Origin of the sequence: Chromobacterium amazonense (assembly GCF_001855565.1) — a bacterium.
GTDB lineage: Bacteria > Pseudomonadota > Gammaproteobacteria > Burkholderiales > Chromobacteriaceae > Chromobacterium > Chromobacterium amazonense.
In genome coordinates this window covers 155,865-169,585 of record NZ_MKCR01000033.1, presented here as the reverse complement: position 1 = coordinate 169,585, position 13,721 = coordinate 155,865, and the positions used below count along the sequence as shown (strand labels likewise).

Annotated in this window: 13 protein-coding genes; 8 read left to right on the top strand and 5 right to left on the bottom strand. The window is 65.1% G+C overall.

The window, feature by feature from the left end; all coding sequences use genetic code 11:
• Window positions 1-125 precede the first annotated feature (125 nt).
• Window positions 126-2,000, top strand: coding sequence for a M3 family metallopeptidase (locus tag BI343_RS17645; RefSeq protein ID WP_071110698.1), 1,875 nt, complete (start codon window positions 126-128; stop codon window positions 1,998-2,000).
• 66 nt (window positions 2,001-2,066) lie between these two features.
• On the opposite strand, the gene BI343_RS17640 is transcribed toward BI343_RS17645, so the two are convergent.
• The 3 genes from BI343_RS17640 to BI343_RS17630 all read right to left on the bottom strand — a co-directional run bounded on the left by BI343_RS17640 (window position 2,067) and on the right by BI343_RS17630 (window position 4,065).
• The gene (locus tag BI343_RS17640) at window positions 2,067-2,612 is read right to left on the bottom strand and encodes a CpXC domain-containing protein (protein ID WP_071110697.1); all 546 of its coding nucleotides are present in this window, start codon (window positions 2,610-2,612) and stop codon (window positions 2,067-2,069) included.
• 71 nt (window positions 2,613-2,683) lie between these two features.
• Window positions 2,684-3,535: a D-hexose-6-phosphate mutarotase gene (locus tag BI343_RS17635; RefSeq protein ID WP_071110696.1), complete on the bottom strand. Its 852-nt coding sequence runs from the start codon at window positions 3,533-3,535 to the stop codon at window positions 2,684-2,686.
• Window positions 3,536-3,603: 68 nt separating this feature from the next.
• A complete protein-coding gene (locus tag BI343_RS17630; protein WP_043625601.1) occupies window positions 3,604-4,065 on the bottom strand; it encodes an Mpo1 family 2-hydroxy fatty acid dioxygenase in 462 nt (153 codons plus the stop codon).
• A gap of 87 nt (window positions 4,066-4,152) precedes the next feature.
• On the opposite strand from BI343_RS17630, the gene hutC reads away from it, so the two are divergent.
• From hutC to hutH, 6 genes are all read left to right on the top strand, one after another.
• On the top strand, window positions 4,153-4,869 hold the full coding sequence (hutC, locus tag BI343_RS17625; protein ID WP_043625603.1) for a histidine utilization transcriptional repressor HutC: 717 nt from the start codon (window positions 4,153-4,155) through the stop codon (window positions 4,867-4,869).
• Window positions 4,870-5,031: 162 nt separating this feature from the next.
• Window positions 5,032-6,273 carry an imidazolonepropionase gene (gene hutI, locus BI343_RS17620; RefSeq protein ID WP_071110695.1) on the top strand — a complete coding sequence of 414 codons (1,242 nt, stop codon included), beginning with the start codon at window positions 5,032-5,034 and terminating at the stop codon, window positions 6,271-6,273.
• A gap of 53 nt (window positions 6,274-6,326) precedes the next feature.
• Window positions 6,327-7,259 carry a formimidoylglutamase gene (hutG, locus tag BI343_RS17615; protein WP_071110694.1) on the top strand — a complete coding sequence of 311 codons (933 nt, stop codon included), beginning with the start codon at window positions 6,327-6,329 and terminating at the stop codon, window positions 7,257-7,259.
• Window positions 7,260-7,449: 190 nt separating this feature from the next.
• On the top strand, window positions 7,450-9,120 hold the full coding sequence (hutU, locus tag BI343_RS17610; RefSeq protein ID WP_071110693.1) for a urocanate hydratase: 1,671 nt from the start codon (window positions 7,450-7,452) through the stop codon (window positions 9,118-9,120).
• A 53-nt stretch (window positions 9,121-9,173) separates the two neighbouring features.
• A complete protein-coding gene (locus BI343_RS17605) occupies window positions 9,174-9,566 on the top strand; it encodes a lipocalin-like domain-containing protein (protein ID WP_043625616.1) in 393 nt (130 codons plus the stop codon).
• 60 nt (window positions 9,567-9,626) lie between these two features.
• Entirely contained in the window at window positions 9,627-11,159 is a 1,533-nt protein-coding gene (gene hutH, locus BI343_RS17600) for a histidine ammonia-lyase (protein WP_071110692.1), read from the top strand.
• 118 nt (window positions 11,160-11,277) lie between these two features.
• Here the strand turns inward: hutH and BI343_RS17595 are convergent, their stop codons facing one another.
• Entirely contained in the window at window positions 11,278-11,565 is a 288-nt protein-coding gene (locus tag BI343_RS17595; protein WP_071110691.1) for a hypothetical protein, read from the bottom strand.
• Window positions 11,566-11,872: 307 nt separating this feature from the next.
• On the opposite strand from BI343_RS17595, the gene BI343_RS17590 reads away from it, so the two are divergent.
• Window positions 11,873-12,859, top strand: coding sequence for a hypothetical protein (locus BI343_RS17590; RefSeq protein ID WP_139165781.1), 987 nt, complete (start codon window positions 11,873-11,875; stop codon window positions 12,857-12,859).
• 30 nt (window positions 12,860-12,889) lie between these two features.
• Here the strand turns inward: BI343_RS17590 and BI343_RS17585 are convergent, their stop codons facing one another.
• On the bottom strand, window positions 12,890-13,558 hold the full coding sequence (locus BI343_RS17585) for a BPSS1780 family membrane protein (RefSeq protein WP_071110689.1): 669 nt from the start codon (window positions 13,556-13,558) through the stop codon (window positions 12,890-12,892).
• Window positions 13,559-13,721: the final 163 nt, after the last annotated feature.

The window sequence follows — 13,721 nt, the reverse complement described above, 5'->3', positions numbered from 1 at the left end:
GCCAGTATTAACTTGACCTTGTTGGCTATCTGCAATGAAACTTGCTCATGCATGCCGTTGCGATATCCAGTGGCCGGGACAGGCTGCCCTTCGCGCGGCTTCCACACTACCCGGGAGATGAGGACATGACGGTTTTGGCTACGCTGCGCCAGCAATTCGACGCGCTCAACCACGCGTATCTGCAAGTTCATAAAGCTAAGGAAGATCTGTTCTGGGACACCTATATGGCGGTGTCCGACGACGACGCCGGCTTCGCCCGCGCCGAAGCCGCGTTCAAGGACTTCATTTCCAGTCCGGAGCGGCTGGCGCAGGCCAAGTCGGCTGTCGCCCAGCTGCAGGGCTTGCCGGCCGAGTCCGAGCGCGATGCCTTGCTGCATGGCTTCAAGGGGTGGCTGGCGCTGTTTGAGAGCAACATCATTGAAAGCGATGAAGCGCGTAAATTGATGACCGAGCTGGTGGAGCTGGAGTCCGAGCTGTTCGCCAAGCGCCGCGCTTACAAGATGCACCATCTCAACGAGGCTGGCGAGCGCGAAGAAGCGACGCTGAGCATGCTCAGCACCAATATGGGCACCAACCGCGAAGAGGCGGCGCGCAAGAGCTCGCACGACGCTTTGCTGGGCCTGGAGCGCTGGGTGCTGGACAACGGCTTTCTCGACATCGTGGTCAAGCGCAACCAGCTGGCCCGCAGCCTGGGCTATGCCGACTACTTCGAATACAAGGTGAAGAAAAACGAGCAGATGACGCCGGATCAGCTGTTCGCCATTCTGGACGATTTCGAGGCGCGCACCCGCGACGCCAACCAGCGCGCGCTGGATGATTTGCAGGCCAAGCATGGCGACGCCGCGCTGTTGGGCCACAATCTGCGTTTTCATATGAGCGGCGACGTCACCCGCCAGATCGATCCCTACCTGCCGTTTTCCAAGGCGGTGGAACGCTGGGTGCTGAGTTTCCGCCGCCTGGGCATCCAGTACCGCGGCGCGACCATGCAGCTGGACCTGATCGAGCGCCAGGGCAAGTATCAGAACGGCTTCTGCCATGGTCCGATTCCGTCCTTCTTCGATGGCGCAAGCTGGGTGCCCGGCCAGATCAACTTCACCGCCGACGCCAAGCCGGACCAGGTGGGCAGCGGCGCGCGCGCCATCAACACCCTGTTCCATGAGGGCGGCCACGCCGCGCACTTCGCCAACGTCACGCAGAATGCGCCGTGCTTCTCCCAGGAGTTCGCGCCGACTTCGATGGCCTACGCCGAAACCCAGAGCATGTTCTGCGACAGCCTGCTGGACGACGCCGACTGGCTGAAGCGCTACGCCCGCAACGGTCAGGGCGAAGTGATTCCCGACGAGCTGATCCGCGCCCGCATCGAGGCCGCCCAGCCGTTTGCCGCCTACGCCGAGCGCTCCATCGCCGTCGTCGCCTACTTCGAGCGCGCGCTGTACGCGCTGCCGGAAAACGAACTGACCGCCGAGCGGGTGCTGGAACTGGCGCGCGCCAGCGAGCGGCGCATCCTGGGCATCGCGGTCAGTCCGCGTCCGCTGCTGGCGATCCCGCACCTGCTGAACCAGGAATCGGCCGCCGCCTATCACGGCTACTTGCTGGCCAATATGGCGGTGCATCAGACCCGCGCCTACTTCATCGGCAAGTTCGGCTATCTGACCGACAACCCGGCCATCGGCCCGCTGCTGGCTCAGCACTACTGGGGTCCGGGCAACAGCATCAATCACAACGCCACGCTGCTGAGCCTGACCGGCGAGCCGTTCAACGCCCGCTATCTGGCCGACAGCTGCAACCAGAGCGTGGAGCAAGCGTGGGCCGAGGCGCAGAAGCTGATAGCCGAATCCGCCGCGCGCGACTATCCGGCGCAGTACCCGGGCGATCTGGATGCGCATATCCGCCTGGTGCACGGCGCGGAGCTGATCGCCGACAACGCGGCCGGCGACGCGGCGATGTTCGACCGCTTTGAAAGTTGGGTGGCCAGCCGTTACCCGGCCAGCGTGCATTGAGTCTGAGGCAGGAAAGCGAAACGGCCAGGGAAATCTGGCCGTTTTGCTTGGGCGCGCCGGCAGCCGTTATTGCTGCCGGTAGATCAAGCGTCCTTCCAGCAGCAGCTCGCTCGGCGTCAGCGCCAGATTGTTGCTGGAGGCGGCGCGGTCGAAGACGAAGCGCTGGCCCTGGTATTCGATCCAGGCGCAGATCGGCTCGCCTTGGAAGCGGCCGAGGATTTCTTCGGAGCGGACGACCTCGGCGTCGGCCGACAGCATCAGGCCCTGCGGCGATTCGTTCTCCACTTGCCAGCTGTCGTTGTCCACCGGCTGCGGGTCGTGCCGGGTGGCGGATTTCAGCCACATGCGGAAGATCCACAGCGGCAGCACCACGCGATGCACACGCTTGTCGTCGCTGATGACGCAGGCCACCGGGAAGGTTTCGCCGCATTTGGGGCAGCGGGCGTCCGCGGACAGGAAGATCTTGCCCTGCATCAGGCTGGCAATGCCTTCCATGTGTTCGGCGCTGACCATGGAGCGGCATTGCGGGCAATGCTTGCCGAAACGGCGCACGCTGTTGCCGTTGGCAAAGGTGAGCGGAAGGAAGCGGGAAATCTTGTCTGGTCGTGCCATTGCTGCAATGTTCCGGTATGCGGGGAAGCGCCGCCGGATTGCTGCCGGCGGCAAGTCATCGATTATAACCCCTAGTCGCGGCAAGAGAAATCCACACGGCAAGCCAGCTTATGCGCTGCGCCGGGCGCCAGCGCGCGGGCGTCGTCGCCGGCATTGGCGGTTTCGACGCAGACGAAGCGCCGCCAGTCTGCATCCGGCAGGTCCGCCAGCCGCTGCGCCTTGGCCTGCGCCGGGTTCCATACCACGGCGCTGTGCGAGCCGGCGCTGGCGATGCGGACGGCGCGCCGCCAGCCGGCATCCTGCAGCGTGATGGCGCCGCCGCGGTAGGCCACCAGGTCCACCTCGCCGTCAAAGCGGAACGGCAGGGCAGGCAGATTCAGCCGGCGATCGCTGAGCTTGTCGTGCGCCGGCGCGCCCTCCAGCCCCAGCAGTTCGACGCTGTCGATGTCGGATACCGCGAAATAGCTGTGCAGCGCGGCGCTGACGGTTTGCGGCAATGCGCCGTGGTTGGCTGTGGTCAATTCGATGGCGACGCCGTCCGGGCCAATGCGGAAGTCCAGCACCGCCGACAGCTCGCCGTGGCGCGGTCCGCTGAGTTTCACGTGGAACACTTTGCCGTCGCGGGACGCTTCGGCCAGCTTCCATAGCTGCTGGCGGGCCACGCCGTGCGCTGGCTGCGCGGCGTCGGAAGAATGGGCGCCGAACCAGGGCCAGCATACCGGCACGCCGCCGCGTATCGCTTTGCCGGGCAGATACGCCGATTGCGGCGACAGGTAGAACAAGGGCGGCTGCTCGCCCCGGCGGTAGTCCAGCAACTGGCCGCCCAGCAGCGCGATACGGGCGGAAAAGCCGTCGCCGGCCAGCAGAATCTGTTCTACGCCAGGCGCCAGTTCGGCCAGGCTCATGCCTTGCGGGTGGGTCATGTGCGCTCCATCGAAATCCGAAAAAAGACCGATGATAGCGCGTGGCGCCAGGGGCGTGCTGCGGTGGATCAGGGTTTTGTCGGCGTTTCGCGGTCGATCAGGCCCAAGCGCAGCCACAGCGCGCGCAGGGTCCACAGCGGGCCGATCAGCAGAAATTGCAAATCCTGGGTGAACGAGGGTTTCCTGCCTTCGCGCGCATGGCCGACAAACTGGCCCGCCCAGGCCAGCGCGAACACCAGCAGCGACAGGTAGCCCAGCGGCCAGCCGGCGCTTTGCGCCGCGCTCAGCAACAGCAGCCCTACGCTGCACAACAGCGCCATCACCAGCGCCGCCTGGCGCGACAGCCGCCAGTACCAGGCCACGCCCGCCAGCACGGCCAGCCAGGCCCAGGGCAGCGGGCCGGGCAGGGCCATCAGCATGCCCAGCAGCGACAGCACGATCAGCGGCACGCACAGCTTGTGCATGGCGATGTTGAACGGATGGCGATGGCTTTCGTCGTACGCCTCCAGCCACTGCGGCAGGGTCATCATGGCTTGCCTCCGGTTTTCTGCGCTGGATCATCCAGCGATGCGGCCGCTCGCGCTACAATCGGCCATTCCCTCGAACATGGAGCCACGGTGTCAGACGCCCCGCAACCCCGTTACCAACGGATCAAGGACTACATCCTGTCCGGCATTCGCGACCGCCACTTTCTGCCCGGTTGCAAGATTCCGCCGGAGCTGGAGCTGGCGCGCCAGTTTGGCGTGTCGCGGATGACGGTCAACAAGGCGGTGCGCGACCTGGCCGAAGCCGGCATCCTGCTGCGTTTCGCCGGCGACGGCACTTACGTGGCCGAACGCAAGGCGGAGTCGCCGTTGTTGGACATCAACAACATCGCCGCCGAGATCGAGGCGCGCGGCCACCTCCATACCGCTCAAGTGATGGTGCTGGAGGCGGTGCCGGCCAGCGAGGAAGTGGCCTTGCGTCTGAGCGTGCGCGCCGGCGGCCTGGTGTATCACTCGCTGATCGTGCATTGCGAGGACGAGGTGCCGATCCAGCTGGAAGACCGCTACGTCAACCCGGCTTTCGCGCCCGACTACCTGCGCCAGGATTTCCGCGAACGCACCCCCAACGACTACCTGATGCAAAGTTGCCCGCTCACGGATATCGAGCATAGCGTGGAAGCCGTGCTGCCGGGGCCGGCGGAGCAGACGCTGCTCGGCATTGCCGCCGCCGAACCGTGCTTGTTGGTGCTGCGCCGCACCTGGTCGCACAAGAAGCTGGTCAGTTTCGCCCGGCTGACGCATCCCGGCCTGCGTTACAAGCTGCGTTCGCAAACGCGCGTGAAAAAGTAAATCGGTATATACAATTAATGCGATTAGGAAAAGGCTGCCTGCTGGCAGCCTTTTTTATTGCCCTGCAACATCAAGGATTTGTAGCGGATTTTACAAATCAGCGGCTTGACAGTGCTAAACCATGCGCGTATTTGTATATACAAATCACTGCGCGAGAAACCGATGCCACCGATTCATCCGCACCGCCCCAGCCTATGGCTGAATGCCCGGCTGGCCACCATGGACCCGGCCCGCGCCGCGCCGTACGGCAGCCTGGAAGGCCACGCGCTGTTGTTGCGCGACGGCCACATCGCGGCGGTGTTGCCGCAGGCGGAGGTTGATCCGGCTGCTTTCGACGGCGAGGTATTCGACCTGCAAGGCCGCTGGGTCACGCCCGGGCTGATCGACTGCCACACCCATCTGGTGTACGGCGGCAGCCGAGCGGCGGAGTGGGAGAAGCGGCTATCCGGCGTGCCTTACCAACAGATCGCCGCCGAGGGCGGCGGCATCGTCTCCACCGTGCGCGCCACCCGCTGGCTGGACGAGGAGGAGCTGGCGCTGAAGAGCCTGCCGCGGCTGAAGGCGCTGATGGCCGAAGGCGTCACCACGGTGGAGATCAAATCCGGCTACGGCCTGACCCAGGCGGACGAGCTGAAGCAATTGACTGCAGCGCGGCGGCTGCAGGATTCGCTGCCGGTGGAAGTGGCGGCCACGCTGCTGGCCGCGCATGCGGTGCCGCCGGAGTACGCCGGCGACGCCGACGGCTATATCGATCTGGTCATCGAAACCATCTTGCCGGTGGCGGCCAGAGCCGGTCTGGCGGAGGCGGTGGACGTGTTTTGCGAATCCGTCGGCTTCACGCCGGCGCAAACCCGCCGCGTGTTCGAAGCGGCGCGCCGCCATGGCCTGCGCGTCAAGGGCCATGTCGAGCAGCTGTCCAACCTCCACGGCGCGGAGCTGGTGGCGGAATTCGGCGGCCTGTCGGCCGACCACATCGAATATCTGGACGACGCCGGCGTGGCAGCGTTGAAACGCGCCGGCACCGTGGCGGTGCTGCTGCCCGGCGCCTTCTATTTCCTGCGCGAGACGCAAAAACCGCCGGTGGACAAGCTGCGCGCCGCCGGCGTGGCGATGGCGGTGTCCACTGATCTGAACCCCGGCACCAGCCCGTTCGCGTCTATCCGCCTGGCGATGAATCAGGCCTGCGTCTTGTTTGGCCTGACGCCGGAAGAAGCGTTGGCCGGCGTCACCCGCCATGCGGCGCAGGCTCTGGGCCGCGGCGACACGCATGGCCGCCTGGCGGCTGGCTGCGTGGCGGACCTTTTGGTATGGGATATCGAGCATCCGGCCGAAATCGCCTATAGCGTGGGCGTGCCAGTTTTGAAACAGCGCGTGTTCCGCGGGACGGTTCAACACATCGATTAAGCGCATGACCGCCACTCCGCCGCGGCGGAGTAGCGCAAGACAAGGATTCAGCGATGAGCATCAATATGAGCGTGTGGACCGGCCGTGTGGACGCGGCGGAAGGCGAGGCGGCCCGGCGCTGGCACCAGGTGGTGCAGGCCCTGCCGGAAGGCGGCGCGCCGGGCATCGCCATCATTGGCTTCGCCTGCGACGAGGGCGTGCGCCGCAATCAGGGCCGCGTCGGCGCGGCCGGCGGCCCGCAGGCCTTGCGCAAAGCCTTGGCCAACCTGGCCTACCACCCCACGCAGCCGCTGTACGACGCCGGCGACGTGGTGTGCGACGCCGGCGATCTGGACGCCGCCCAGCGCAAGCTGGCCTTGAAGGTACGGCAAGTGTCCGCCGCCGGCCATCTGCCGCTGGTGCTGGGCGGCGGCCATGAAACCGCCTACGGCCACTGGCTGGGCCTGGCCGATGCCCATCCCGGCAAGCGCATCGGCATTGTCAATTTCGACGCCCACTTCGACCTGCGCCAAGCGAACGAGGCCACCAGCGGCACGCCGTTCGCGCAGATCGCCGCCGACTGCGCGCAGCATGGCCAACATTTCCGCTACTTGTGCTTGGGCGTGGCCGAAACCGCCAACACCCAGGCGCTGTTCGACACCGCGCGGCGGCTGGGCGCCGAGTGGCGGCTGGATACCGACATGAACGGCTGGCAGCTGGCCGATATCCGCGGCCAACTGGCCGATTTTCTCGACAGCGTGGATGTGGTCTATCTGACCATCGATCTGGACGTGCTGCCGGCGGCGCAGATGCCGGCGGTGTCGGCCCCTGCCGGCTACGGCGTGGACATCGCCGTGGTGGAGTCGCTGGCTGCCCGCATCGCCAAGAGCGGCAAGCTGGTCGGCGCCGACCTGGTGGAGTTCAACCCGGAATACGACATCGACAGCCATGGCGCCAAGGCGGCGGCGCGGCTGGCGTGGTCGTTGGCGCGGAATCTGCGCCGTTGATGGACTGGATTTCCACGCAAGTTAAAAAGCTTTTTTGCCACAGAAACACACGGAAGAACACGGAAAACAGGAAGAAGACTCAAATGCCGATTGGATAAGTCATTTGATTTGTTTCCGTGTCTTCCCGTGTGCTTCCGTGGCGAATTGATGTTACGTGGCATGAGAACCCGTTTTACAGAGGAGAGCCCCCATGACCGACCCGCGTTTTGACGCATCCCGCCATATCCGCGCGCCGCGCGGCAGCGAGAAGACCTGCAAGAGCTGGCTGACCGAGGCTGCCTACCGCATGATCCAGAACAATCTGGACGCCGAAGTGGCCGAGCACCCGCAAAGCCTGGTGGTGTACGGCGGCATCGGCCGCGCCGCCCGCAATTGGGAATGCTACGACAAGATCCTGGAGACGCTGCGGCGGCTGGAGGACGACGAAACGCTGCTGGTGCAGTCCGGCAAGCCGGTGGGCGTGTTCAAGACCCATGAAAACGCGCCGCGGGTGCTGATCGCCAATTCCAATCTGGTGCCGCACTGGGCCAACTGGGAACACTTCAACGAGCTCGATAAAAAGGGTCTGATGATGTACGGCCAGATGACGGCCGGCTCCTGGATCTACATCGGCTCGCAAGGCATCGTGCAGGGCACCTACGAGACCTTTTACGCGGTGGCCAACCAGCACTTCGGCGGCAAACCGCAAGGCCGCTGGATTCTGACCGGCGGCCTGGGCGGCATGGGCGGCGCGCAGCCGCTGGCCGCCACCATGGCGGGATTTTCCATGATCGCTGTCGAATGCGACGAAACCCGCATCGATTTCCGTCTGAAAACCCGTTACGTGGACCGCAAGGCCACCACGCTGGACGAGGCGCTGGCCATCGTCGAAGACGCCAAGCAAAGCGGCAAAGCCGTATCGGTGGGCCTGCTCGGCAACGCCGCCGACGTGTTCGCCGAGCTGGTGGCGCGCGGCATCACGCCGGACGTGGTCACCGACCAAACCTCGGCCCACGACCCGGTGCACGGCTATCTGCCGCAGGGCTGGACCGTGGCCCAGTGGCGCGACAAGCAGAAGACCGCCGCCGCCGAAATCACCGCCGCCGCCAAGAAGTCCATGGCTGTGCAAGTGCGCGCGATGCTGACCCTGCAGCAGCGCGGCGCCGCCACGCTGGACTACGGCAACAACATCCGCCAGATGGCGCTGGAAGAGGGCGTAGAAAACGCTTTCGACTTCCCCGGCTTCGTACCGGCCTATATCCGCCCGCTGTTCTGCGAGGGCATCGGCCCCTTCCGCTGGGTGGCGCTGTCCGGCGATCCGGAAGACATCTACAAGACCGACCAGAAGGTGAAGGAACTGATCCCGGACGATCCGCACCTGCACAACTGGCTGGACATGGCCAAGGAACGCATCGCCTTCCAGGGCCTGCCGGCGCGCATCTGTTGGGTGGGGCTGAAAGACCGCGTGTGCCTGGGCCTGGCCTTCAACGAGATGGTGAAGAACGGCGAGCTGAAGGCGCCCATCGTGATCGGCCGCGATCACCTGGACTCCGGTTCCGTCGCCTCGCCTAACCGCGAGACGGAATCGATGAAGGATGGTTCCGACGCGGTGTCCGACTGGCCGCTCTTGAACGCCTTGCTCAACACCGCCGGCGGCGCCACCTGGGTCTCGCTGCACCACGGCGGCGGCGTGGGCATGGGCTTCTCGCAACATGCCGGCGTGGTCATCGTCTGCGACGGGACCGACGCCGCGTCCGAGCGTCTGGGCCGCGTGCTGCGCAACGACCCGGCCACCGGCGTGATGCGCCATGCCGACGCCGGCTACGACATCGCGGTGAAGTGCGCCAAAGAGCAGGGCCTGGACCTGCCGATGCTGAAGTAAACGCGTAGGGCGGAAGCCTCAGAGGGGCGTTCCGCCTTCGCATACATGGAGAAATGGCAGTGCAAGCATCAGACCTGATCGGCGAATGGAAGCTGGACGACTTCATCGTCCACCGTGAAAACGGCGAGGCCTTCCATTGGCCTGGCGAGCAGAGCGGGACGCTGATCTACACCGCCAGCGGCTACGTCAGCGTGGCGCAGAACCGCCAGCCGCTGGCCAATCCCAGCCCGGAAGACGCGCAGCGGGTATCCAACTTCTATACCGGCCGCTGGCGGCTGGGCAAGGAGCCGGGCGTGGTCTACCACACCGCCTTGCAATCCAGCGCGCCGGCGGTCATCGGCCAGACCATGCGACGCGAGGCGGAGCGCCTGCCGGACGGACGGCTCAAGCTGTCCGGCCAGGGATTGAAAGAGCGCGTGACGCTGATCTGGTCCCGCATCGGCTGAATCCGGCCCGGATCAGCCATCGATGAGCAAAACATAAGAGAAGCAAGAGAGACAGAAGCCATGAGCATCCTCAACATCGTACCGGGCCAGCTGACGCTGGCCGAGCTGCGCCGTGTTTCACGTGAAACCGGCCTGCAATTGCAGATCGATCCGTCCGCGCATGCGGAGATCGACGCCTCCGCCGCCACCGTGGCGCGCGTGCTGGCCGAGGGCCGCACTGTCTACGGTATCAACACCGGCTTCGGCCTGTTGGCCAATACCAAGATCGCCACCGACGAGCTGGAGCTGCTGCAGCGTTCCATCGTGCTGTCGCACGCCGCCGGCATTGGCCAGCCGATGGAAGACAGCACCGTGCGCCTGGTGATGGCGCTGAAGATCAACTCGCTGGCGCGCGGCTTTTCCGGCATCCGCCGCCAGGTCATAGACGCCCTGGTCACGCTGTTCAACCGCCAGATCTACCCGGTGATTCCGCAGAAGGGTTCGGTCGGCGCGTCCGGCGACCTGGCGCCGCTGTCGCATATGAGCGCGGTGCTGATCGGCGAGGGCGAGGCTTTTGTCGACGGCAAGCGCGTGTCCGGCGCCGAGGCGATGCGCGCCGCAGGCCTGGAGCCGATCACCCTGGCGCCGAAGGAAGGCCTGGCCCTGCTGAACGGCACCCAGGCATCCACCGCCTTCGCGCTGGAAGGCCTGTTCGCGGCGGAAGACCTGTATGTGTCCGCCACCGTGGCCGGCAGCCTGTCGGTGGAGGCCGCGCTGGGCAGCCGCACCCCGTTCGATGCGCGCATCCATGCGGTGCGCGGCCATCAAGGCCAGATCGACGCCGCCCGCCTGTACCGCGAGCTGCTGGCGCACAGCCAGATCGAGCAATCGCATGAAAACTGCGGCAAGGTGCAAGACCCGTACAGCCTGCGCTGCCAGCCGCAAGTGATGGGCGCCTGCCTGACCCAGATCCGCCAGGCGGCAGAGGTGCTGCGCGTGGAGGCCAATGCCGTTTCCGACAACCCGCTGGTTTTCGCCGGCGACAACGACATCCTGTCCGGCGGCAACTTCCACGCCGAACCGGTGGCCTTCGCCGCCGACAACTTGGCGCTGGCCATCGCCGAAATCGGCTCCTTGTCCGAACGCCGCATGGCGCTGCTGATCGACAGCAATCTGTCCAAGCTGCCGCCCTTCCTGGTCAACAACGGCGGCGTCAATTCCGGCTTCATGATCGCCCAGGTGACCTCCGCCGCGCTGGCCAGCGAGAACAAGTCGCTGGCGCACCCGGCCTCGGTGGACAGCCTGCCCACCAGCGCCAACCAGGAAGACCACGTGTCGATGGCCACTTTCGCCGGCCGCCGCCTGCGCGACATGGCCGGCAACACCGCCGGCATCCTGGCGGTTGAGCTTTTGGCGGCATGCCAGGGCATAGACTTCCGCGCGCCTAACCAGTCCAGCGATAAGCTGGAAGCGGCCAAGGCGATGCTGCGCGAGCAGGTGGCGTTCTACGACAAGGACCGCTACTTCGCGCCGGACATCGAAAAAGCCGCCGTCCTGGTGGCCAGCGGCCGTTTCAATGGTTTGATTGGCGGCAGCATATTGCCGTCGCTGTAAAGTAGGGCGGAGGCCCCGGCGTTGCCGGGGCGTTCCGCCGCATGCGCGTCATTCGTTTAGGGTGATGGAAAGCAAGGGCAGGCCGGGAGGCTTGCCCTTGTGTCGTTTTGAGCCGGATTTACAGCAATTCGAAAGACAGCAACACCGCGCATACCGACATGCCGCACAAGCCAAAGACAAAGGCGATGTCCGCATGCCGTTCCAAACGGCCCCAATTGGGGCGCCGTATCGATAAGTAAGACAACAAGGCGCTGATCAGGAAGATGACGCTGTCGTCGGCCAGTAGTTCGTCGATGATGGTGCCTACATGGCCCACTTTCATCAGTTTGATGATGGGGATGACGGTCATGCACACGCCCAGCATGGTGGCGGAAGTCGGCAGGATGTGGTGGGCAAGGTTACGCATGCTGCAAATCTCTTCTGGAGACACTAGGACGGCTGCGCCTTGGCCGCCTCATAGGGTTAGATCGGCAGATTCTAATGGTTGGATGTTGTGCAAGTTTCTAGCGGCAAGGACGGTTTGCAAAGAAACGTAAAGCCTGGCCAGCGAGGCAGGAATGGTTTGCCGCTTGTTTGCGCTTGAGCGGCGTCGCGGCCAAACCAAGGCCATGGTTGGCATTGCGCTTTGCTATCGCTGCCATCCTGAAATCCAATTGGCATTAAGTGGAATTGGAGATCAGACTGTAAGCGTAAACCTCCCCATGGAGCGAGGCATGCTGAGCGATATGTTGACTGAGTTGCTGCCTTACAGCGGCAGCTACCGTGGCGGTTTGAGCAATCATTTGCCGATGACCCTGCAGGCGCTGGCGGAGTTGGGGGCCAGCGACGCCGAGTTGCGTTTGCTGGCGGCGCGGCGCAGCCATCTGGAGCCGCTGCCGGACGATGGCCGCGATATCGGCGATACCCGCGGCTGGCTGGGCGATGCGCAGAGCGAAGGCGCGTGGCGGCGGCGTTTTGCCTGTGAGCGCGGGCGCGGCGAGTGGGGGCGTCATTGGCCGAGCCGTTTGCAGCTGGTTCTGGCGGCGCCGGCATCCGCGTCGTTCCATGGCGTGATTCGCTTGGCCTATGCGCTGCGCGGCGGCGTGGAGCCGGAAATCGACGCTGCCTTGGCTTATGCGCTGTCGCACTGGCGTTTGCTGCCCTTGCCTGGCCTTGCCACTACGCCGCTGGGCCTGGGCGAGGTGCTGCGCGACTGGCAGGCCGCGCCTTTGCCCATTCCGGACGATGGACGGCTGATCTCGGACGACATCGCGGCGGCGCTGGCCTTGCCGGATGTGCCGCAACGTCTGCCTCCGGGCCTGCTGGCCAGCGCGCGCGAGCAACGGCGCTACGCCCGCCTGTTGTTCCAGGCGCGGCATGAGTTTGACGCGCTGCACCTGCTCACCGGCTGGGAGGCGGCGCTGAGCCTGGCGCGCGGCCATGGCATGAGCGAGGTGCCGGACAGCGCGGCTTTGCAGATGCAGGCGGCGCTGCTTGGCATTTATATCTACAACGGTTGTCCGGTTTTGGCGCGGCCGGGGAAGATGGCTCTGGCCGATGTCGGGGAAATCGCCGCGCAGGCCCGTTCCCAGGCCGACGATCACAGCATCAAGCTGGCGCTGAGCTGTTTGCGCTTGGCCGAGCTGGAGGACGACGCCGACTGGCTGATGCTGGCGGCGCAAACGGCCCGGCGCGGCTGGCGCGGTGTGGCGCGGGCATGAAAAAGGCGGCTTGTCGGCCGCCCATAAGGCTCAGGCGGCTTCCGCGCCAAAAATTTCGCGCCAGGACAGGAACAGCGCCAGGTACATCACCGGAAAAAGCACCAGGAAAGCCAGCCCCAGCGTCAGCAGGGTCAGCAGGCCGAGCAGCACAAAGGCGAGCAGGCTCAACAGCATGGGTTGCCAATTGCGCAGCACGGCGTGCACGCTCAGCGACAGCGCCTGCCAGAACCCCACGCCGTTGAAGATCAGCAAGGCTGGAATGAAAGAGCAGAGTAGCCCAAACAGCAGCAGGGCGATTTCCGCCGCGATCAGCAGCGTATGCTGAACGCCGTGGCTTTGCAGCAGATTCTGGGCGATGTATTCGCTCACGATGCTGATCGGCAGCAGGAACAGGCAGTAGCCGGCCAGCGGGCGGAAATGCAGCCGCCAACCCAGGAACAGGTCCGCTACGCTTATGCTTTGATCCAGGCTACGCTTTTGGGCCGCTAGCAGGAAGCCGGCGACGAACAGCGGCATGCTGCTGCTGAGCAGCACTTGGCCAAAGCTTTGCAGCATGGACATGCCCACCCAGATCAGCACATAGAGCAGGGACATGCCCACCCAAGGCCATTTCTGTTGGCGGAACAGCTGGAACCCGTCGGCTATCCAGCCCCAGCCTCGGCTGGGGGCGGCTGTATGGATATGGATCTCGGCTTGCATCGTCGCTCCTGTTGAAGGACGGCCGGCGGGCGGCGCGTCGGTGGATGGGCCGGGGCGTGGCTTATGACTCCGGCTTGCCGTGTTCGCCCTGCACGGGCGAATGAACGGCTGCAACTAGAACGGCAGGCCGCCGCGCATGCGACGCGCCTGCCGAGGCGCTTGC

Bases quoted from the DNA above. Each gene is read 5' to 3' on its own strand.
- BI343_RS17645 (WP_071110698.1), top strand. From the start codon at position 126: ATGACGGTTTTGGCTACGCTGCGCCAGCAATTCGACGCGCTCAACCAC.
- BI343_RS17640 (WP_071110697.1), bottom strand. From the start codon at position 2,612: ATGGCACGACCAGACAAGATTTCCCGCTTCCTTCCGCTCACCTTTGCC.
- BI343_RS17595 (WP_071110691.1), bottom strand. From the start codon at position 11,565: ATGCGTAACCTTGCCCACCACATCCTGCCGACTTCCGCCACCATGCTG.
- BI343_RS17590 (WP_139165781.1), top strand. From the start codon at position 11,873: ATGCTGAGCGATATGTTGACTGAGTTGCTGCCTTACAGCGGCAGCTAC.
- hutH (WP_071110692.1), top strand. From the start codon at position 9,627: ATGAGCATCCTCAACATCGTACCGGGCCAGCTGACGCTGGCCGAGCTG.
- BI343_RS17585 (WP_071110689.1), bottom strand. From the start codon at position 13,558: ATGCAAGCCGAGATCCATATCCATACAGCCGCCCCCAGCCGAGGCTGG.
- hutG (WP_071110694.1), top strand. From the start codon at position 6,327: ATGAGCATCAATATGAGCGTGTGGACCGGCCGTGTGGACGCGGCGGAA.
- hutI (WP_071110695.1), top strand. From the start codon at position 5,032: ATGCCACCGATTCATCCGCACCGCCCCAGCCTATGGCTGAATGCCCGG.
- BI343_RS17605 (WP_043625616.1), top strand. From the start codon at position 9,174: ATGGCAGTGCAAGCATCAGACCTGATCGGCGAATGGAAGCTGGACGAC.
- hutU (WP_071110693.1), top strand. From the start codon at position 7,450: ATGACCGACCCGCGTTTTGACGCATCCCGCCATATCCGCGCGCCGCGC.
- BI343_RS17630 (WP_043625601.1), bottom strand. From the start codon at position 4,065: ATGATGACCCTGCCGCAGTGGCTGGAGGCGTACGACGAAAGCCATCGC.
- BI343_RS17635 (WP_071110696.1), bottom strand. From the start codon at position 3,535: ATGACCCACCCGCAAGGCATGAGCCTGGCCGAACTGGCGCCTGGCGTA.